Source organism: Spirosoma foliorum (genome assembly GCF_014117325.1).
Classification (GTDB): domain Bacteria; phylum Bacteroidota; class Bacteroidia; order Cytophagales; family Spirosomataceae; genus Spirosoma; species Spirosoma foliorum.
In genome coordinates this window covers 2,979,942-2,999,252 of record NZ_CP059732.1, presented here as the reverse complement: position 1 = coordinate 2,999,252, position 19,311 = coordinate 2,979,942, and the positions used below count along the sequence as shown (strand labels likewise).

General features: G+C 48.4%; 14 protein-coding genes. 1 reads left to right on the top strand and 13 read right to left on the bottom strand.

Annotated elements, in window-relative coordinates; translation table 11 throughout:
• Positions 1–53: 53 nt before the first annotated feature.
• The 12 genes from H3H32_RS12555 to H3H32_RS12500 form a co-directional block, all read right to left on the bottom strand.
• Positions 54–1,031 (bottom strand): XdhC family protein, encoded by a 978-nt coding sequence (locus H3H32_RS12555; RefSeq protein ID WP_240543756.1) that lies wholly within the window; start codon positions 1,029–1,031, stop codon positions 54–56.
• Positions 988–3,300, bottom strand: coding sequence for a xanthine dehydrogenase molybdopterin binding subunit (locus H3H32_RS12550; RefSeq protein WP_182463035.1), 2,313 nt, complete (start codon positions 3,298–3,300; stop codon positions 988–990). Before H3H32_RS12550 ends, H3H32_RS12555 begins: the two co-directional genes overlap by 44 nt.
• Positions 3,301–3,448: 148 nt before the next feature.
• The gene (locus tag H3H32_RS12545; RefSeq protein WP_182463034.1) at positions 3,449–4,870 is read right to left on the bottom strand and encodes an FAD binding domain-containing protein; all 1,422 of its coding nucleotides are present in this window, start codon (positions 4,868–4,870) and stop codon (positions 3,449–3,451) included.
• Positions 4,871–5,082: 212 nt separating this feature from the next.
• On the bottom strand, positions 5,083–6,456 hold the full coding sequence (locus tag H3H32_RS12540) for a uracil-xanthine permease family protein (RefSeq protein ID WP_182463033.1): 1,374 nt from the start codon (positions 6,454–6,456) through the stop codon (positions 5,083–5,085).
• A gap of 106 nt (positions 6,457–6,562) precedes the next feature.
• Positions 6,563–7,831 (bottom strand): NAD-dependent dihydropyrimidine dehydrogenase subunit PreA, encoded by a 1,269-nt coding sequence (gene preA, locus H3H32_RS12535; protein ID WP_182463032.1) that lies wholly within the window; start codon positions 7,829–7,831, stop codon positions 6,563–6,565.
• Between the two features lie 93 nt (positions 7,832–7,924).
• Positions 7,925–9,268 (bottom strand): NAD(P)-dependent oxidoreductase, encoded by a 1,344-nt coding sequence (locus H3H32_RS12530; protein ID WP_182463031.1) that lies wholly within the window; start codon positions 9,266–9,268, stop codon positions 7,925–7,927.
• 111 nt (positions 9,269–9,379) lie between these two features.
• On the bottom strand, positions 9,380–10,246 hold the full coding sequence (locus H3H32_RS12525; protein WP_182463030.1) for a nitrilase-related carbon-nitrogen hydrolase: 867 nt from the start codon (positions 10,244–10,246) through the stop codon (positions 9,380–9,382).
• Positions 10,247–10,350: 104 nt separating this feature from the next.
• Positions 10,351–11,733, bottom strand: a complete 1,383-nt coding sequence (hydA, locus tag H3H32_RS12520) for a dihydropyrimidinase (RefSeq protein ID WP_182463029.1) — start codon at positions 11,731–11,733, stop codon at positions 10,351–10,353.
• A 195-nt stretch (positions 11,734–11,928) separates the two neighbouring features.
• Entirely contained in the window at positions 11,929–13,431 is a 1,503-nt protein-coding gene (locus tag H3H32_RS12515) for an NCS1 family nucleobase:cation symporter-1 (RefSeq protein ID WP_182463028.1), read from the bottom strand.
• Between the two features lie 142 nt (positions 13,432–13,573).
• Positions 13,574–14,629 (bottom strand): nucleoside hydrolase, encoded by a 1,056-nt coding sequence (locus tag H3H32_RS12510; RefSeq protein ID WP_182463027.1) that lies wholly within the window; start codon positions 14,627–14,629, stop codon positions 13,574–13,576.
• A 102-nt stretch (positions 14,630–14,731) separates the two neighbouring features.
• Positions 14,732–16,078, bottom strand: coding sequence for an aminotransferase class III-fold pyridoxal phosphate-dependent enzyme (locus H3H32_RS12505; RefSeq protein WP_182463026.1), 1,347 nt, complete (start codon positions 16,076–16,078; stop codon positions 14,732–14,734).
• Positions 16,079–16,195: 117 nt separating this feature from the next.
• A complete protein-coding gene (locus H3H32_RS12500; RefSeq protein ID WP_182463025.1) occupies positions 16,196–17,653 on the bottom strand; it encodes a CoA-acylating methylmalonate-semialdehyde dehydrogenase in 1,458 nt (485 codons plus the stop codon).
• A gap of 109 nt (positions 17,654–17,762) precedes the next feature.
• On the opposite strand from H3H32_RS12500, the gene H3H32_RS12495 reads away from it, so the two are divergent.
• The gene (locus tag H3H32_RS12495) at positions 17,763–18,233 is read left to right on the top strand and encodes an Lrp/AsnC family transcriptional regulator (RefSeq protein ID WP_182463024.1); all 471 of its coding nucleotides are present in this window, start codon (positions 17,763–17,765) and stop codon (positions 18,231–18,233) included.
• A gap of 92 nt (positions 18,234–18,325) precedes the next feature.
• On the opposite strand, the gene H3H32_RS12490 is transcribed toward H3H32_RS12495, so the two are convergent.
• Positions 18,326–19,249, bottom strand: coding sequence for a DUF4349 domain-containing protein (locus tag H3H32_RS12490; RefSeq protein ID WP_182463023.1), 924 nt, complete (start codon positions 19,247–19,249; stop codon positions 18,326–18,328).
• Positions 19,250–19,311: the final 62 nt, after the last annotated feature.

Below are 19,311 nucleotides of genomic sequence, written 5' to 3'. Positions count from 1 at the left end.
AGTTTGACTCCATACGGGCCTGATTGGGTAGGTTGAAAAACCTAGGGGCAAAACTAGTGTTTGCTGTTCTTCACGCGAATAATCTCACCGGCAATGCTAATGGCGATTTCTTCGGGTGTTTGACTATGTATGGGTAAACCGATAGGGGCATGAATCCGACTCAACGTTTCATCGTCAATGCCTTCTGTCCGATAGTCGTTAAACAGTTTTTCGATTTTGGTCTTGCTGCCCAGTACTCCGATATACGTAAGCTGTTTATCCAGTAACGCTCGTATCGCCAGATCATCGGTACGGTAGCCAAAGGTCATGATAACGACATAATGGTGTTCGCCAGGCTGTATCAGATTGGTTAGGTCATTATAACTACTGACCTCGATTTTTTCGTGTGCTGCGTCATTTAATCCAGCAGTATACAAATCTGGGCGGTCATCAAACAGGCGTATATAGAAGTCCATCGTTCCCATTATGCGCGATAAAGCCAGCGCACAATGTCCGCCACCAATGATAGAAAGCTGGTTTTTGTAGCCTAATCGTTCCTGATACGACCAGTTCTCCTCCGATTCCATTGTGAATCGGTAATTGGTTTCGGGCACCTGATCAGCGAAGAAATGAATACCCGAAGGCGATAACTCAATCAGTCCGTTTCGGTTCTGTTCAAGACAAGTTATAATGGCGTTAATGGCAGTCACATCAACCGCCTGGACACGATACAACAGAATCGTTTGGTCACCAGAGCAGATCATGCCACTTTGGTTATGAGCTGCGGTTTTGTCGTGGTATTGCGTCCGAATGGAAAGCTCAGAAGTTGAATAGTTCAGTTTCTCCTTCGCCATTTCCACAAACTTATGCTCCATGATACCCCCACCGATAGAACCCTCCATCTCACCCAGTGTATTAACGGCCATCAGGAAACCCTGACGTCCGGGGCTGCTTCCGTGACTTTCGAGTACATACAGCAGCATGACCGGCAGGTTCTGTTGCCCACTTTTATGGATTAACTGCCAGGTCGTTAGCTGTTTGGGTTTGGGCATAAGATGAAGTCTGGGCAGGGTTCACATGATACAAAGCCAGCAGGACTTTTTCCGGAGTCATGGGGGCATCAAACGGAATCGTGGCCGATGGGTTGAATGCCAGCACCGCATTCCGTAAGGCAAAATAAGCGCCAATGCCGTACATTAACGGGGGTTCCCCAACGGCTTTCGACCGAAATAGGGCTAAGTTTTCGGTCTCTGTCTGGAGAGGTTCAATCGTAATTTCTTTCGGAACGGAATAAATATCCGGGACTTTGTACGTCGATAAGGCGTTCGAACGTAGTCGACCGGCTTTATCGAACACAACTTCTTCCATCGTCATCCAACCAATGCCCTGTACAATGCCGCCTTCAATTTGACCCCGATCAATGAGCGGATTCATGCTAGACCCAAAATCATGCACCACCTTAACGGCATCGATTTCGTAGGTTCCCCGCAGACAGTCGACCGTTACTTCCACGATGGCCGTGCCGTAAACATGGTAGGCAAATGGATGTCCTTTCTCCAACGATTTATCATAATGAATGTCTGGCGTGGCATAATGGGCATGCTCGGATAAGCTCACCCGTTGCGCATAGGCCGCAATCAAAAGTCGGTTCCAATCCCAGTCTGTTTGCTGACCATTTACATAAACCCATTCGTCTTTCAGGCTGACGCTGGTTACGTCGACGTTTAATTCTTCAGCTGCAACAGCTTTCAATCGACGCATAATTTCGATACAGGCAATCTCGACCGCTTTCCCGTTTAAATCGGCAGTGGCGCTGGCGGCAGAAGGGGATGTATTGGCAATACGATAGGTGCTAGTCGATTGAATTTTGACCCGCTTACTATCGATGGAAAATATGTGTGCCGCTACCTGGAGCATTTTGGTATTTACGCCCTGGCCCATCTCTACCGCACCCGTACTGACGCCTACGCTACCATCGGTATAGACATGCACCAGGGCGCGAGCCTGATTCATTCGGGTGTTTGTGAACGAGATTCCGAAGCAAATGGGCATTAATGCCATGCCCTTCTTATACAGTTGGTTAACACTGTTAAATGAGGCTATTTTTTGCCGAATTTCGCTCACTGCATATAGCTCATCTGTTTTGTGCCAGCAAGCGTGCGCTTCGCTCTGGGCCTTCTGGCCAAAGGGGAATTCGTCGCCCGTTTGTTGCAGATTTTTCTCCTGAATGACCGATGCATGGACGCCTAATTCTTCGGCGGCTTTGGCAATAGCGGCTTCAATTACGAACATACCCTGCGGCCCACCGAATCCCCGAAATGCCGTGTTGGGCGGTAAATGCGTTCGGCAACTATATGCTGTTGCGGTTACGTTCGGAATGAAATAAGTGTTCGTGCAATGGAACAATGTCCGCTCCATGACCGCCGGAGATAAGTCGGCGGCCGCACCGGCGTTCTGATAAAAGGTTACTTCGTAAGCAACCATCTTCAGGTCTTTATCGAGCCCCAGTTTAAAGTCGGACGAGTAGGGGTGACGTTTGCCCGTCATGGCCATATCCTCCATTCGATGCAGCGAGTATTTGATGGGCTTATTCAAAATATGAGCGGCTAAGGCGCACAAGGCGGCCCACATATTGGCCTGATCTTCTTTCCCGCCAAATCCACCACCTAGCCGGGTTACGTCGACATCAATCTGGTGCATCGGAAGCCCCGATGATTTCGAAACGGCACGTTGAACCGCCGTTGGTCCCTGCGTTGACGAATAGAGTTTGATCCCGTTATTCTCCTGGGGAATAGCATAAGCGCCCTGCGTTTCAATGTAAAGATGCTCCTGGCCATTCGTATCAGCGGTTCCTTCCACGATATAGTCGCACGCTGTCCAGGCAGTGGCTGAGTCGCCCAAACGGAATGTTCGCGGAGGAACAATTAACTGGCCAACGGCCTGCGCTTCTCGCGGGTCGGTGATGACGAGCAATGGCTCAATATCGATCGTAATGCGTTTAACCGCGGCTCGAGCTTCATCATCAGTTTCAGCAATCACAAAAGCAACGGGCATGCCGCAATAATCGACATGGTGCTCGGCCAGTAACGGTTCGTCGGGAATAATGCCGCCAATCTGATTCTCACCAGTTACGTCTTTATAGGTTAAAATACGAACCACTCCCGGCATGGCTTCGGCCGCTGCCAGATTGAGGTTCTTGATGAGTCCATGTGCTACTGGCGAACCAAAAGCGGCTCCGAACAACGTACCCTGAATAACCGGAATATCGTCCAGATAAACCGACTCGCCCCGTACGTGTGTCCTGGAATCTATGTTTTTCATTGCGTTTATGCCGATTTTCAAATGATTCAAGTGATGTCAGATTCTTAAATCTGACATTGCGAGGTTTCTTAAAACCTCGTGTTAGAGTAGGTTTTGAGAAACCTCTCTCGTCAGTTTTGAGAAACTGACGCCACAGATTGATCGCGTTCTATACTTTGAGTGTTAGCAACTGTTCTACCTTCAATTCAGGAAACAGTTTGATAAAATGTGCTTTGATTAATTGTCCAAGCAACAAACGTTTGTAGGCTTCGGTACCTCGGGCATCACTGATAGGCGCGCTTTCGGTTTGTGCAACGGCTATAGCGTCCAGAATCAACGCTTCAGTCAGGTGCTTTCTGGTTAGAAATTCCGCTGTGTTGATTAGTTGCTTTGGAATAGGAGCGATGCCACCTGCCGATAGTCGAACGTGGGTAATCACATCGTTTTCGACTGTAATCGCAATAGCTGAATTAACGCTGGCAATGTCGAGGTGTGTTCGTTTGCTGACTTTCTCGAAATTGAATCGGGCTTGTTTGTTCGGTAGCGAAAAGCGTATCTGTTCCAGCTGCTCTTCGGGATGTTTGTCGAGGGTTTTATACCCCAGATACAAGTTGCGAAGCGGGATTTCTCTTACGGAATCGCCTTCACGAAAGGTTAATTCGGCATCCAGAGCCAGAAAAAAAATGGTGAAATCGCCAATGGGTGATGCGTTGATGAAGTTGCCCCCAATGGTCGCCATATTTCGGATAGGCGTTGAAGATACCAGCGTTGTATACTGCTTGAAATCAGGGAAATACTGCTGAATTAAAGGAGATTCGATGAGATCCGTGACCGTTGTCGCCGAACCGATCACGCATTGATCGCCTTGCTGTCTGATTCCTTTTAAGTCCGTATTGTCGGCTAGAAAGCGAATCGAGGCATCCTTGATTTCATCGTGTTTCTGTACGTACAGATCTGTTCCACCGCCCACGCGTTGAGCCGTTGGGACTTCATTCGCCAATTCGCCATTTGGAGTTGAGGACAATGACTGTAAGCGAGCCTGAATAGTGGCAAAATAGGCGGGTAGAATAGCGTGACTGGCAGCAAATTGTACCGGGTTTTGATCGTGTCGGTTTTCCAATAAATACGCCACCCGAGTAGCCGCCCGTTCGATGGATTTGTAACCTGTGCATCGACAGATATTCCCGTCGACAGCAGCGATGGCGTTTTGCGGGGTCGGTGATTTCTTACTCAGACAAAAGCCCGCCATTGATACCACAAACCCTGGCGTACAAAACCCACATTGCGTCGCCGATTCGTCGGCCATTGCCTGCTGAATTGGGTTCAGATCGGCCATGTTGAGCCCTTCGATGGTTACGATGTGTTTGCCGTGAGCGTTGCCGAGCGGCATCAGGCAAGAGGTTGCAGTTCGATAACGTAACTCATTGGTTGATAGATCACCAACGAGTACCGTGCAAGCTCCACAATCGCCTTCCCGACAGCCAATTTTAGTGCCAGTTAAGTATTGATTATAGCGCACAAAGTCGAGCACCGGTGTGCCTGGGGGCATCGATGTACTGACTTCTTTATTATTGAGGATGAAGGTTATCAATAGAGTTGAACCGCACCGGCGGACCGGCTGATTTTTATGATCAGTATGACTTAATAATGAGCTTGTTTATACTTCCCTTTTTACAGAAAATACTAGCTTTTTTGTTATTTCGACGTCAGGAGAAATCTTGAAAATTCTCATTAGGCAAGCTTGAGATTTCTTCTGACGTCGAAATGACAAAAAATATCTGAGAAATCATGATAATCAGTGTTCTATGAAGATCTGATTGTTAGATTACTTTCGGCTGGTTTCTCTTCCAGCTTCTTTTCTTTGTCGCCAGTTGGTAAGAAGAGATTGAGCAATAAAGCTGCTAATCCACCTGCCGAGACCCCCGATTCCAGAAACGTTTGCACAACGTTAGGAAGCGTTTTCAACCAGTCTTCCTGCGAAGGAACCCCGATGCCAACCCCTAATGAAATCGCTGCAATTAACGCGTCCCGTTGGGATAAGCCACCCGGTACTATCAGGCGTAAGCCTGATACGGCGACTAGACCAAAGAGCATGATGGCTAACGCGCCCAGAACACAGGGTGGCATGACCGTAATCCAGCGTCCAACGGGCGGAAATAGCCCCAGGCAAAGCAGAATGATCGCCATGAGCCACCCAATCCGGCGGGCTGCAACGCCTGTCATTTGAATGACCCCGTTATTTTGGGCGTAGGTAGCACTTGGAAAACCGCCAATCAAGGTGGAGCCAATACAGGTTATCCCATCGGCCAAAATGCCCCCACGAATACGTGCCCAGTGTTCGGGACCGTCTGTGGGCAAACCTGATAATTGAGACGTTGCTGTGATATCGCCCATTGCTTCCAGCACGCAAACGAGGTAGATAAACGCGAATGGAAACAGCAATTCCCACTTAAAGGCCAGGCCATACGGAAATAACTGAGGAACTGTGAGCCAGGTGCCATTGCTGGGAGCGGGAAGTTGAAGCCAGCCCATTACGCCACAAATGGTATAGCCAGTAACCACGCCGACAAGCACAGCTGCCATTCGTGCCCACGCTTTGCCAATCGATTGAGCAATGATCATCACCAGAATAACAATCAGCGCAACCAGACCACCGCTCCACGCAGGAGCACCTTCTGTCGGTAATCGGGCGATACTTCGCATACCGGTTGGAATTAACGAAAGTCCAATCAGTAACACTACAATACCCGAAACTAGTGGTGTAAATAAGCGTTTCAGTTTAGGTAAAAATGGGGCCAACACGAGTTGAACGGGTGTTGCCGCCAGCGACATACCGACCATGAGTGATAGTCCACCAATGGTGCCTGCCTGAATAAGTGGGGCCAGAAAGGCAAAACTTGTGCCGGTAATACTGAGTAGTCCAGAACCAATGATACCAAACCGCATGGTTTGTAGAAACGTACCTAGGGCCGATGCCACCAATGCCATACTTACCAGATAAGCAGTCTCTTCTGGTTTGAAATGCAGAATGCCCGACAAAATCAGCGCTGGCGTGATGGTGCCTACGACCATAGCGCCAACCTGTTGTAAACTCACCAGGAGCGCCGGAACCAAAGGGACTTTGTCTTCCAGGCCGTAAACGAGACGAGTGGGTTGTGCGCTAACGGGTTCGCTCATAGGTTAGTTGAAATGTAAAATGGATAATGAGTAATGTAAAATTGATAATGAATAACTGAGAAGTCTGGGCCTCATTATTCATTTCACATTATTCATTATACATTAATTAGTGATCATTCAAGGGCAGTCCGCGCCGTTGAAACTCTTTCCAGTTCAGGTATTCGTCACCCTTGCGCTGCTCCACCATCGTGATGCAACTATCGACCGGGCAGACTAATTTACACAAATTGCACCCAACACACTCATCTTCTTTAATCGAATACGTGTTGTAAGGGTTGCCAAATGTCAGATTAATCGATTGGTGCGAAGTGTCTTCGCAGGCGATGTAGCACAAGCCGCAGTGAATACACTTGTCCTGATTGATGTTGGCAACAATATGGTAATTGATGTCGAGGTCTTCCCAATGGGTGATCGTAGGTACCGATTTGCCGATGAAATCGTCGAGGGTTTTAAAGCCTTTTTCGTCCATCCAGTTGTTCATGCCATCGCACATGTCTTCCACAATGCGGAAGCCGTGCTTCATAACGGCGGTACAAACCTGCACATTCGAGGCTCCTAGCAGCATGAACTCAACGGCATCTTTCCAGGTGCTCACTCCGCCAATGCCAGAAATCGGCAGTGGGGCCGTAACCGGGTCCTGCGCAATAGTTGTCAGCATTTTTAGGGCGATTGGCTTAACGGCCGGGCCGCAGTAACCGCCATAAACCGACTTGCCCGCGACATATGGATTGGGAACAAACGTATCCAGATCGACTCCCGTTACCGACTGAATCGTATTAATCAACGACAGCGCATTCGTACCCCCTTCAACCGCAGCCCGACCCGTCGGTACCACCGAGTGAACATTAGGCGTGAGCTTGGTAATAACCGGAAGCGTTGCCTTTTCCATGACCCATTCGACTACCATTTTGGCAATTTCCGGGTCTTGCCCAACGGCTGCACCCATACCGCGCTCGGTCATGCCGTGGGGACAGCCAAAATTTAGTTCGAGGCCATGGGCACCTGTATCCTCAACCTGAGCGATTAATTCATGCCACTTCTCACGGGTATTATCGGCCATGAGTGAGACGATCATCGCCCGATCAGGAAAGAGACGTACGCACTCGGCAATCTCGCGCAGGTTGATGTCGAGCGGACGATCCGAAATGAGTTCGATGTTGTTGAACCCCATCATTTTCGTGCCACCATAATCAATGGACGAATAGCGGGAGGATACATTTTTTACCTGACTCCCCAAGGTTTTCCAGACGACACCGCCCCAACCGGCTTCGAAGGCCCGGAGCACGTTATATTGTTTATCCGTCGGGGGGGCACTCGCCAGCCAGAACGGATTTGGCGATTTGATGCCGAGGAAGTTTGCGCGTAAATCTGCCATGTATTTAAAGAGTGAATGAGTGAATGAGTGAATGAGTGAAAAGACGGGTCAAATAGCACATTAGAGTGCCAACCCGCTCTTTCATTCTTTCGCTCATTCACTCTTTATAAAATTCAATATCGCCCTCGCACCATCTTTTCCCGCTTGTACGGCATCAACGACTTCTTTGCCGCCGTTTACGCAGTCGCCACCGGCAAAGACTGCGGGGATGTTTGTAGCACAGTTACTATCGATGGCTATTTTGCCGCTCCAGTGATTGAGCTGATTACTGCTGACCAGTGCCTCGTATGGAACCTGCCCGGCAGCTTTGATCACCATATCGACGTTCAACGTAATCGTCTCTCCCGTTTCTACTGGCGAACGCCGGCCACTGGCATCGGGTACGCCCAATTCCATGACGTTGCAAATCAGTTGCGTAACCTGACCGTTCTCGCCAAGGATTTCTTTGGGCGACGCCAGCCAGATGATGTTGCATCCGTCTAATTTAGCCAGATTCAGCTCAACTTCGGTGCTTGGCATCTCGGCCTGAGTACGCCGGTAAACGATGGTTACTTCTTTGGCACCGAGTCGTTTGGCTTGCGTGGCAGCATCAATGGCAGTCATACCAAGGCCGATTACGGCTACTTTGTCGCCAACGGGAATGGATGGATAGCCTTTTTCGCGGATGTCGTAAATGAATCGAATGGCGTCTTCAACACCAGCAAGGTCTTCGCCAGGAATGTCCAGTTGCCGGGCTACACCCACGCCAATACCTAAGTAAACTGCATCGTAATTAGCCTGTAAATCAGCTAGAGAAACATCTTTCCCCAATTCCTGCCCATATTTGATGTCGATGCCGCCTAAGGAAGTGATAAAATTGACTTCATCTTCACAGAATTCGGGGGTCACTTTATAGGCCGCAATGCCGTAGGTCATCAGCCCACCGCCTTTGGCTTCCTTTTCATAGATCGTTACATCGACACCTTCCCGACTCAGAACATGCGCACAGCTCAAACCCGCTGGACCAGCCCCTACAATTGCCACTTTTCGACCCGTTTCTGGTTTTCGCTGGAACAGGGGCCACTTATGCGCAATTGCTTTCTCGGTAGAATAACGCTGGAGTTTGGCAATTGGAATGGGCGGTTCCTCTAACAGATTATAGACGCAGGAGCCTTCGCATAATTTCTCGACTGGGCATACTTTCGAGCACCCCCCACCCATAATGTTGGCATCGAAAATAGTATAGGCCGAGCCTTTAACATTATCGGTAGTAATCTGCTTGATAAACTTGGGTATGTTGATGCTCGTCGGGCAGCGCTTTGTACACGGTGCATCATAGCAGAACAAACAGCGATTCGCTTCCACCAAAGCCGCTTCCCGTGACTCGAACGGCGGGTGGATGTCGCTGAAGTTTTGCTCGTACTGTTCAGCCGTTAAGCGATTGTTGAGGATAGGCATGTTAATGAATAATGGACAATGAATAATGTACAATGAACTGTGAGGACCAAAGAATGGGGACGAATTCCCGAACTGACATTATCCATTATTCATTGTCCATTATTCATTCAGTTATAACTCTACCAATTTACCATACGTCTCGGGACGGCGGTCGCGGAAGAACTGCCAGACACTGCGGACTTCGTCGATCATATCGAGATCGAACTCGGAAATCAACAGCTCATCTTTGTCTTCTGAAGCCGTGGCGAAAATCTGACCGCGCGGATCAACAAAATAAGAGGAGCCGTAGAACCGACCCAGGTTCCAGGGTTTTTCTTCACCAACCCGGTTGATGCATCCCATAAAATAGCCATTGGCTGCTGCATGGGCGGGTTGTTCCAGTTTCCAGAGATATTGCGATAGACCGGCTACGGTAGCCGATGGATTATAGACGATTTCGGCGCCATTCAGGCCAAGGCAACGCGCACCATCGGGGAAGTGTCGATCGTAACAGATGTAGACTCCGACTTTGGCATACATCGTTTGGAAGACTGGATACCCCAGATTACCGGGCTTAAAGAAAAATTTCTCCCAGAAACCGGATGTGTGCGGAATATGATTCTTGCGGTATTTGCCTAGATACGTTCCGTCGGCATTCATGACTGCTGCGGTGTTGTAGAGAACACCTGCCTGCTCTTTTTCGTAGACAGGCACAATCATCACCATTTTGTATTTTTTTGCGTATTCCGCCATCCGGTCGGTGGTTGGGCCCGGAACGGATTCTGCCGACGCATACCAGGCACTATTCTGACCTGGACAGAAATAGGGGGTACTGAAAATTTCCTGTAAGCACAGAATCTGCACACCTTTCTCCCCCGCTTCTTCGATGAGCGGAATGTGCTTTTGGATCATGGCTTCTTTAATTTCTTCCATCGTGCCTTCCCCTTCGGTCATCGGCAGACTCATTTGTATCAATCCAGATTTGATAATTCGTGGCATAATTTAGTTTTTGGTTTACGGTTTATGGTTTACGGTTGGCTGACGGGTCGGCCGTTCATGCGCCAACCACCTGTAAACCATAAACCGTAAACTATAAACCAATTTTATATCTTCCCGCTTACCTTATTTCGCTTAATAAACTGGCCGTAGCCCTTGTCGACCAAGCATTTATTATCATTGATGGCTACCTGACCACGTAATAGAACCGTTTTAACTTTACCGGTTAACTCCCAACCTTCGTAGCCTGAATAATCGACGTTCATGTGGTGAGTTTGGGCTGAAATCGTGTGTGTTTCGGTAGGATCGAAAATGACGATGTCGGCATCGCTACCTATGGCAATCGTTCCTTTGCGGGGAAACATGCCGAAAATTTTAGCCGGATTCGTACAGGCGACTTCGACGTATTTGTTCAGCGTGATGTTGCCTTTGTGAACCCCTTCACTATACAGCAATTCCATCCGGTTTTCGATGGCCGGGTGTCCGTTAGGAATTTTCGAGAAATCATCTTTCCCCATCAGCTTTTGCTCCCACATGAACGGACAGTGATCCGTTGCGACCACCTGCACTAATCCCTGATTAATGCCCGCCCATAGGGATTGCTGGTCTTTTTTCTCCCGCAATGGCGGACTCATGACCCACTTCGCTCCCTCAAAATTTTGTTCGTACAGAGAGGCATCAAGAACCAGGTATTGAATACAGGTTTCAACGAATACCTTCTGATTGCGTCGGGTTGCATTGCGTACGGCATTCAAGGCACCTTCGCAAGTCATGTGAACGATATAGCCGGGACAACCCGTATAGTCGGCCATGTCGGAGAAACGACCACTAGCTTCAGCCTCAGTGACCTCAGGCTGAGAAAGATAATGGTAAAGCGGAGACAAGTTACCTTCCGTCCGGTGCTTAGCGATCAGGTAATCGATCATATCACCGTTGGTTGCATGAACTGTTACCATACCACCCTGTTTCTTCACTTCCTGCATCAAGCCGACCATCTGGCTGTCGTTTATCATTAACGCGCCTTTGTAAGCCATAAAGGTTTTGAACGAGGTAATGCCTTCGTTCTCAACCATCTCCTGGATTTCCGCTTTCGTATTTTCGTTGAAATCCGTCACGGCCATGTGGAAACTGTAGTCGCCAACGGTGGTTCCTTGGGCGCGGGAGTTCCAGTCGTCCAGCGCTTCTTTCAACGAATGCCCCTGTTTTTGGAGGACGAAATCAATGACGGTCGTTGTCCCACCAAACAAGGCCGCGCGGGTGCCCGTTTCGTGCGTATCGCTCGAAAACGTACCCATAAACGGCATGGCTAAGTGCACGTGTGGGTCGATACCACCCGGAAATACCAGTTTCCCCGTAGCGTCGATAACCGTATCGGCCTGAACAGGCAGGTTCTTTCCGATAGCGCTTATGGTTTCACCTTCTATGAAAATATCAGCAACGTAATCGTCGGCCGCTGTTATGATTCGACCGTTTTTAATTAGTATAGACATAATTAACTCGTCATTTATGGGGGTCCATCGATTTTTTAACGAACTCTTCAACGGAGTGCCAAACTGTTCAATCTCACCGGGTTAAAACCCGGTGCAGTTCATCCATTCTATGTTTTTGCGCCGGGTTTTAACCCGGTGAGATTGGAAAAATAAATCACGTTTAATTAGTAGACCCAATCCGGGCTTTAATTCCGATTAATTTACTTTAGCTATAGGTTGCTGAATGCTTGAAACTGAATGCTGACTCTTCATCAACCCCAAATAAACGCCCCCACTGACAAAAAAGCCAACAAACCAGGCATAGTTGTACAATTGCGAAATCCAGCCAGGAACGCTTTCTGTTGGAATTACCTGAATAGTTGTCAGAAAGCCGGGAATGTTGGGGAGAATACCGGCGAGTAAGGCGATTATCGCTGCGTTGTTAAACCCGCTTTTATAACGATAAATACCCGTTTCACTGTACAGATCGGCCAGGACCAGCTTCTGTTTACGAAGGAAGAAATAGTCGGCTATCATAATGCCACCGACTGGGCCTAGTAGACTGGAATAGCCAACCAACCAGGTGAAAATGAAACCCGTTGGGTCGGCGATTAGCTTCCAGGGGAAAATCAGGATGCCGATGATCCCTGTGATATAGCCACCTTTCCGGAAATCGATTTTCGAGGGAGCCAGATTGGCGAAATCATTGGCTGGGCTGACAATGTTAGCAGCAATATTAGTGGCCAGCGTTGAAATCGCCACTGCAATCATGGCAACACTAACCAGGATTTTGCTATCGAATCGTCCGGCTAGTACGAGCGGGTCCCAAATGGTGGTGCCGTAGATAATCGTGGTAGCCGAGGTAACGACAACGCCAATAAACGAGAAGAGCGTCATGGCAGGAGGGAGGCCAATAACTTGCCCGCGTACCTGCGCCTGTTGACTGGTCGCGTAGCGCGTAAAATCGGGAATGTTGAGTGATAAGGTCGCCCAGAAACCAACCATACCGGTTAAGGCTGGAAAGAAGAACGCAAAGAAAGCACCCGAATCAGCAAATTTAGCGGGTTGTTCCAGAATAGGGCCGAGGCCGTTTCCGGCTGAAATCGCCCACCAGAGCAACGCCAAAGCGGCTATCGGTAAAAAGAACGCCTTGAAAACCAGTAGTTTCTTGATACTCTCAACGCCTAGATACACGACGTACATATTCAACAGCCAGAACAGAAAAAAGCAAATGGCTGGTCCTGTTTGCAGTCCAAACGAAGCCGGGAATACCTGTGGTAATGTCTCTAGCGACGGAATCCACAACCGAAGCATCTGATAGATCGAAAAACCACCAATCCAGGTCTGAATCCCAAACCAGCCACAGGCCACAATGGCGCGTAATAAGGCTGGAATATTGGCCCCGCTAGTGCCGAAACTGGACCGAACTAAAACCGGAAATGGAATACCGTATTTGGCTCCGGCGTGCCCGTTTAACACCATAGGAATCAGCACGATGGTGTTCCCCAGAAAAATGGTAAAAATAGCCTGCCACCAATTCATTCCGCCCTGAATCAGCGAACTAGCCATCATATACGTGGGAATGCACAGGCTCATGCTGATCCATAAGGCTGCATAATTCCAGGTATTCCACGTTCGCTTCGACGCTGGGATGGGGGCTAAATCTTCGCTGTAGAGAGCCGAGGACTCATCTACAGTTGCTTCTGGGGCTAGTTGCATTGGTGATATTCGATTTTTGGGATGAGGTATAAGGTTTACAGTATTCGGTTTACGGTAGGCTGGCGCGTCAGCTTTTTCTTACATGCGGTCAGCCCACTGTAAACCGAATACCGTAAACCTTGTACCACAAACTACAAACATATCAACTCAATTTCAAGGTATCAAAAACCATTTTCTTGAACTTGGCTTCATCTGCCTCAACACTAATCGTTGTATTCGGCGCTTTTTTCCAGACTCCCAGTTCATCAATGGCCAAGGCACCGACGGTTAATTCGCCCCGCGTTTCGACATCAACATAGCGGGTTACGCTTTGTGAAATGATGCTCGGGTCGATAACAGCTGCCACGGTAATGGCATCTGGATGATTGGAGCCGTTCATTTTCTGATGCTCTTTGCAATACTTCCGACGAATTCGATTGATCTTCATGAAAAAGTCGGCATGTTTAGTCCCCAACTTTTCCACGTTGGCATAATCTTCATCGGTAAATACCGAACTCTTGACACTCACATCAAAGCCAACTGTCCGGATTGGAATACCCGACTGAAAAACTAGTCGAGCTGCTTCTGGATCAACCCAGGCATTATACGTTGCTGATGGATTAACATTGCCATAAAACTTGTAGAATCCACCCATGAAATACAGCTCCTTAATCTGTTTCGCAATGGATGGCTTCCGCAGAAGTGCTAACGCAATATTGGTAAGCGGCCCAATAGCAACAATCGTTATCTCATTCGGGTATTTCTCGACCAGTCGGATAATCGCATCGACAGCGTGCTCTTTTTCAGGCTTTTGCTCCGGATCGGGGAAAAACGAATCGCTCATGCCATCGCTCCCATGTACATAGGTGGCATTGCCAAAAACTTCCCGAGCCAGCGGCCGAGCAGAGCCCTGATAAACAGGGATTTGCCCTTTTTTACCTGCAACCTGAAGCGTGTACAGCGCATTTTTCGTTTGCTGTTCGAACCCAACGTTGCCGCAAGTAATGGTAATGGCTTCAACTTTCAATTTTGGCGACGTTACGGCCATCAGAATAGCCAGGGCATCGTCTGTAGCCGTATCGCTGTCGAGAATAATTCGTTTGGCCGAGTCTGCCCTGGCATACGCTTTCCCGATGGGGGCAAGCGAGATGGCCGGATGCAGAACCGTGGCCGTTCCTAAAGACAGTACCCGAATAAACTTGCGTCTAGATGTGCGCATATGGTTGTTGAGCAGAGGTTGATTTGTGGTGTTCGATCACCATGTCGATAGACTATCGTATCTACCCAAAAAAGCCGCGAAAATCGTGCCCAATCCACTTTTTTATGCTACATACTCGTCCGCAATTTTAAGCGCTTCGCTAATAATGGCCAATCCTTCATCTATTTGCTCTTTTGTAACACATAGGGGAGGGGCCACAAACACATAACTCCAGCGCACAAAGGTGTACATGCCTAACTCCTTAATCTTGGCAGCTACCTTGCCCATTACAGCCATTTCGTCGGGTTTGGCGTTGAACGGAGCCATTGGTTCTTTCGTAGTTCGATTCTTGACGATCTCAAAACAACCCAACAGACCTGTATTTCTAAAATCGCCAATGCACGGGTGTTTTTCCATCATCAGAGCCGCTTGCTCATCCATGTACTTGCCCATTTCGACCGTATTCTCGATCAGATTTTCATCTTCGTACACTTTCAGCGTTTCCAGGGCGGCTGCGCAACCAACGGGGTGGGCCGCATAGGTCATACCCGTTGCCAAAACGGTGTCGTCATAACGCGAGGCAATTTTATCGGTTACCATCAGGCATCCGAACGGAATATAGCCACTGGTAATGCCTTTCGCCATCGTGACCATATCGGGCACAATGCCGTGATTCTCAAAGCCAAACCATTTGCCGGTCCGCCCGAAACCGCTCATAACTTCGTCGATGATCAGCAGAATGCCATGTTTATCGCAGATTTCGCGGACAGCGGCTAAATAACCTACCGGATATTTCAGGCAACCTGATGTTCCAGATTCACCTTCCAGCATAATCGCGGCAATATTTCCCGGCCCTTCGTAGGCAATCATCCGCTCCAACTGAGCCACCGAATCCGTGAGCATGCTGGCTTCATCGTGGTTCCAGCGATACTTGTACGGAATATCGAGGTGCACGAAGTTGGGGGCCTGCTGCGAATCGTCAGGAAGTTTACGCGGGTCGCCACCAACGGATAACGTGCCGTATGTAGCCCCATGATAGGACTGATAGCGACTCAGAATCTTGTGCCGTCCCGTATACAAACGAGCTAGTTTGATAGCGGCCTCGTTCGAGGTTGCTCCACATAAGGTAAAGAACGCTTTATTGAGATCACCGGGGCAGATTTCGGCCAGTTTCTTGCCCAACTCGCCCCGAACCTTAGTGACGCAATAGGGTGTCACATAGCTCACTTCCTGCATTTGCCGTACAACAGCTTCGGTAATGCGCTGATTACCATGTCCGATGTTAACGTTCATCAGACCCGATGAGAAGTCGATATAGCGTTTGTCATCGTAGTCATACAGGTAAACGCCCTTAGCGTATTTCACCGCAATGGGCGAAATATTTTTCTGTTTGCTCCAGGCAAACACGGTGTAATCGAAGCTGTCCTGAAGGACTTCCTGCGTTTCGGAAAGCGTTGCTGTGTCAAGCATGTCAGTTTATGGTTTGATGTTTATGGTATTCAGTTTACGGTTTATGGTAGGCTGGTGAGTCAGTTACTCATGCGTCAGCCCATCGTAAACCGTAAACTGAATACCGTAAACTGTTTTCTAACTCATCCAATTTATCCCCGCTTCGGGGTTCCACTTTGTGGTACTTTTCTTCAATTTAGTCCAGAATTCAATGGAGCTTTTGCCCGTTATATCACCCACGCCAAAGCGGCTTTCGTTCCAGCCACCAAACGAAAAGGGTTCGCGGGGAACGGGTACGCCTACATTCACGCCGACCATGCCCGCGCTGGCTTTGTCGATTACGTAGCGCGCCATGCCGCCATTTTGGGTAAAGACTGAGGCTGCATTGCCGTATGGATTTGCGTTTTCAATAGCCAGAGCTTCATCGACGGTGTTGGTGCGCATGATGCTGATGACTGGCCCAAAAATCTCTTCCTTCGCGATGGCCATATCGGGCGTTACATAGTCAATGACCGTTGCCCCAACGTAGGTACCCTGCTCTTTCCCTTCGACTGTTGGTTTTCGGCCATCAACAAGCACTTTGGCTCCCTGACTTTCAGCTTCGGTAATGTAGCGTTCAATACGCTCTTTGGATTCTCGATTGATAACAGCGCCTAAATTCTTGCCAGGAATCATCTTTTGAGCTTCTTCGCAAAGTTTTTCGATGATATGATCGACTGGACCAACGGCAACCATCGCCGAAGCCGCCATGCATCGCTGACCAGCGCAGCCTGCCATCGATGCCGTAATGTTCTGTGCCGTCATACCCGGAATAGCGTCTGGCAATACAATAAGGTGATTTTTGGCTCCACCCATCGCCAGACAGCGTTTATAATTACTGGTTGCCCGTTTGTAGACCGCTTTCGCGATCTTGGTCGAACCAACAAACGAAACAGCTTCGATGTCTGGATGATCGCAGATCGCTTCAACAACCTCCCGGTCGCCCTGAACGATGTTAAAGACACCTGCGGGCAAACCGGCTTCCTGTAATAATTCTGCCAAGCGACCGACACTTAAGGGGACTTTTTCCGATGGCTTGATAATCATGCAGTTGCCGAGCGCAATCGCGTTGGGGATGGTCCAGTTAGGAACCATGCTCGGAAAGTTGAAGGGTACAATGCTGGCTACTACGCCTAAAGGTACATGCTCGGTCCGGCACTCAACTCCACGACTCACTTCCAGAATTTCACCGGTCACAATTTGGGGTAATGAGCAGGCGAACTCACTTAATTCGGCCCCTTTTTCAATTTCAGCGACAGCTTCGTCGTAGGTTTTACCATTCTCCTCCTGAACTAATAAAGCCAACTCCTTTAAATTCTTCTCTAACAGGGCTTTGTATCGGAAAAATACCTGAACCCTCTCTTTAATTGTTGTTCGACTCCAGGCAGGAAAAGCAGCTTTGGCGGCCTGTACGGCCGTATCTAAATCAGCAGTAGTCGATAGTGGCACCGTCGACAGTAAGGTGCCATCTATGGGGGAGATTACGGCTAACGTTCGATCCGTCGATGGTTCGACAAACTGCCCGTTTATATAGTTCTGAATAGGAGAATACTTCATGGTTTTGTTGTGATTCTGCATATTTTGCAGAAATAGGAAGTGCAAACTAAAAATTATATAGATACGAGTCAACTATTTGTATTATTTTTAACCCAACAAAATCACAGGAATGGAGAAGAATCACACAACGTTGGATGATCTAGACTTTGCCATCCTATCGTGTCTTCAGAAAGATGGCCGAATGTCGTTTACCGAAATTGCCGAGCACTTGAATGTATCCGTCGGCACTGCGCGAACCCGGTTGAATCGTTTATTGGAAGAGGGAATAATTAGCATTGTGGGGCGGGTCGACCCCGATAAGGTCGGCTTTCGGGCTTACGCCCATATTGCCATTTACATTCGTCCGGCTACGTTGAAGGAGTCTGTAGCGCAGGAAATTGCTCGAAAGCCCGAAGTTAGCTTTTTAGCCAGCACATCAGGCGATTACGATCTTGAAGTCGATGTAATGTGCCAGAGCAACAATCACTTAGTGGAATTCGTGAATGAAATATCAACCATTGAGGGCGTTTATCAAACCAAAACAACGCTCTATTTTAAAGTCTACAAATACGCCCAACCTGATTTAAATTTACTGAAATAGGTTGATGGAACGCAGATAGCGCGGATGATTATGATTTTCACAGATTTAATTTTTGATCAGCGAAAATCATAATCATCCGCGCTATCTGCGTTCTATTTCACCGCACTTCGCCGTTGACTGCGCCAGCGTAGGAATAGCCAGATGACACCGGTTGCAATGATCCCAATAGGCAGGAAGTAAAAAAAGCCAACCAACACATCGCCCACTAGCCGGAAGCCGTCGGTAAAGTTGTGCCAGATTTGCGTATAAAAAGGCTCTTCGGGATTCAGGGCAGCTTCGGTTTGCTGATAATACGACAGGTTGATAGTGCTTAGAGCAACTTCATCTTTAAGCTGCCGCAGTTCCGCTTCCTGTACTTCACGCTCTTCCCGAATCTGACCAAGCTGTTCCTCTACCTTGAGCACATCGCCCACATTTCGAGCTTGTTTTAACAATTTCAAATAAGTCTCTTCAACCGCTTTCTTGCTTCGAATCCGGGCTTCAACATCAACATACCGGCGCGTTACATCTTCCGAAGTAATGGTTTTCGTATCGGTAAAAATCGACTCTTTTAAAAGCAACGTCAGTAAGGTGTCGAAGCGGGCGGCAGGAACCCGAATAATGAGAGCATTTTCGATTTCGTTGCCGGTTTTTGTTTCGTTCGAGCTGGCAATCTGGCCACCGGCCTGTTGAACAACTTTTTCAATAACCTGCCCCGATTTCTTAAAATCATTTACTCGAATACGTACCTGTGCATTTCGGATTATTTTCCGGCTGACACTAGTCGATAGCTCTGGCTGTATGGTTGGCGACGGTGTGGGCTGTTCTGGCTCTGTTTCTTCCTGTTTACTGTATTCGTCTTGAGCCTGTGTTTGAGGAGGCAGCTTGAGCGCAGCCATACTACGGGGAGTCAGGTTGATCTCGGTCTCAACTTGTCCTGATTCTGGCTTCGACTGGCAGCCCGTAACTGTCAGGAGCACTAGGAGCGTCAAAAAATAATTCATACCCATAAGATGCAGATCAAAGCGGATTTTCACACGAACGTACTGTTTTTTTAATAACCCTCAAAATTGGCCTTATTGGCTCATTTATAAGGATT

Coding starts and splice junctions, on each gene's coding strand:
- H3H32_RS12550 (WP_182463035.1), bottom strand. CDS start 3,300: ATGAAAAACATAGATTCCAGGACACACGTACGGGGCGAGTCGGTTTAT.
- H3H32_RS12530 (WP_182463031.1), bottom strand. CDS start 9,268: ATGCCTATCCTCAACAATCGCTTAACGGCTGAACAGTACGAGCAAAAC.
- H3H32_RS12525 (WP_182463030.1), bottom strand. CDS start 10,246: ATGCCACGAATTATCAAATCTGGATTGATACAAATGAGTCTGCCGATG.
- H3H32_RS12495 (WP_182463024.1), top strand. CDS start 17,763: ATGGAGAAGAATCACACAACGTTGGATGATCTAGACTTTGCCATCCTA.
- H3H32_RS12540 (WP_182463033.1), bottom strand. CDS start 6,456: ATGAGCGAACCCGTTAGCGCACAACCCACTCGTCTCGTTTACGGCCTG.
- hydA (WP_182463029.1), bottom strand. CDS start 11,733: ATGTCTATACTAATTAAAAACGGTCGAATCATAACAGCGGCCGACGAT.
- H3H32_RS12500 (WP_182463025.1), bottom strand. CDS start 17,653: ATGAAGTATTCTCCTATTCAGAACTATATAAACGGGCAGTTTGTCGAA.
- H3H32_RS12505 (WP_182463026.1), bottom strand. CDS start 16,078: ATGCTTGACACAGCAACGCTTTCCGAAACGCAGGAAGTCCTTCAGGAC.
- H3H32_RS12555 (WP_240543756.1), bottom strand. CDS start 1,031: ATGCCCAAACCCAAACAGCTAACGACCTGGCAGTTAATCCATAAAAGT.
- preA (WP_182463032.1), bottom strand. CDS start 7,831: ATGGCAGATTTACGCGCAAACTTCCTCGGCATCAAATCGCCAAATCCG.
- H3H32_RS12510 (WP_182463027.1), bottom strand. CDS start 14,629: ATGCGCACATCTAGACGCAAGTTTATTCGGGTACTGTCTTTAGGAACG.
- H3H32_RS12515 (WP_182463028.1), bottom strand. CDS start 13,431: ATGCAACTAGCCCCAGAAGCAACTGTAGATGAGTCCTCGGCTCTCTAC.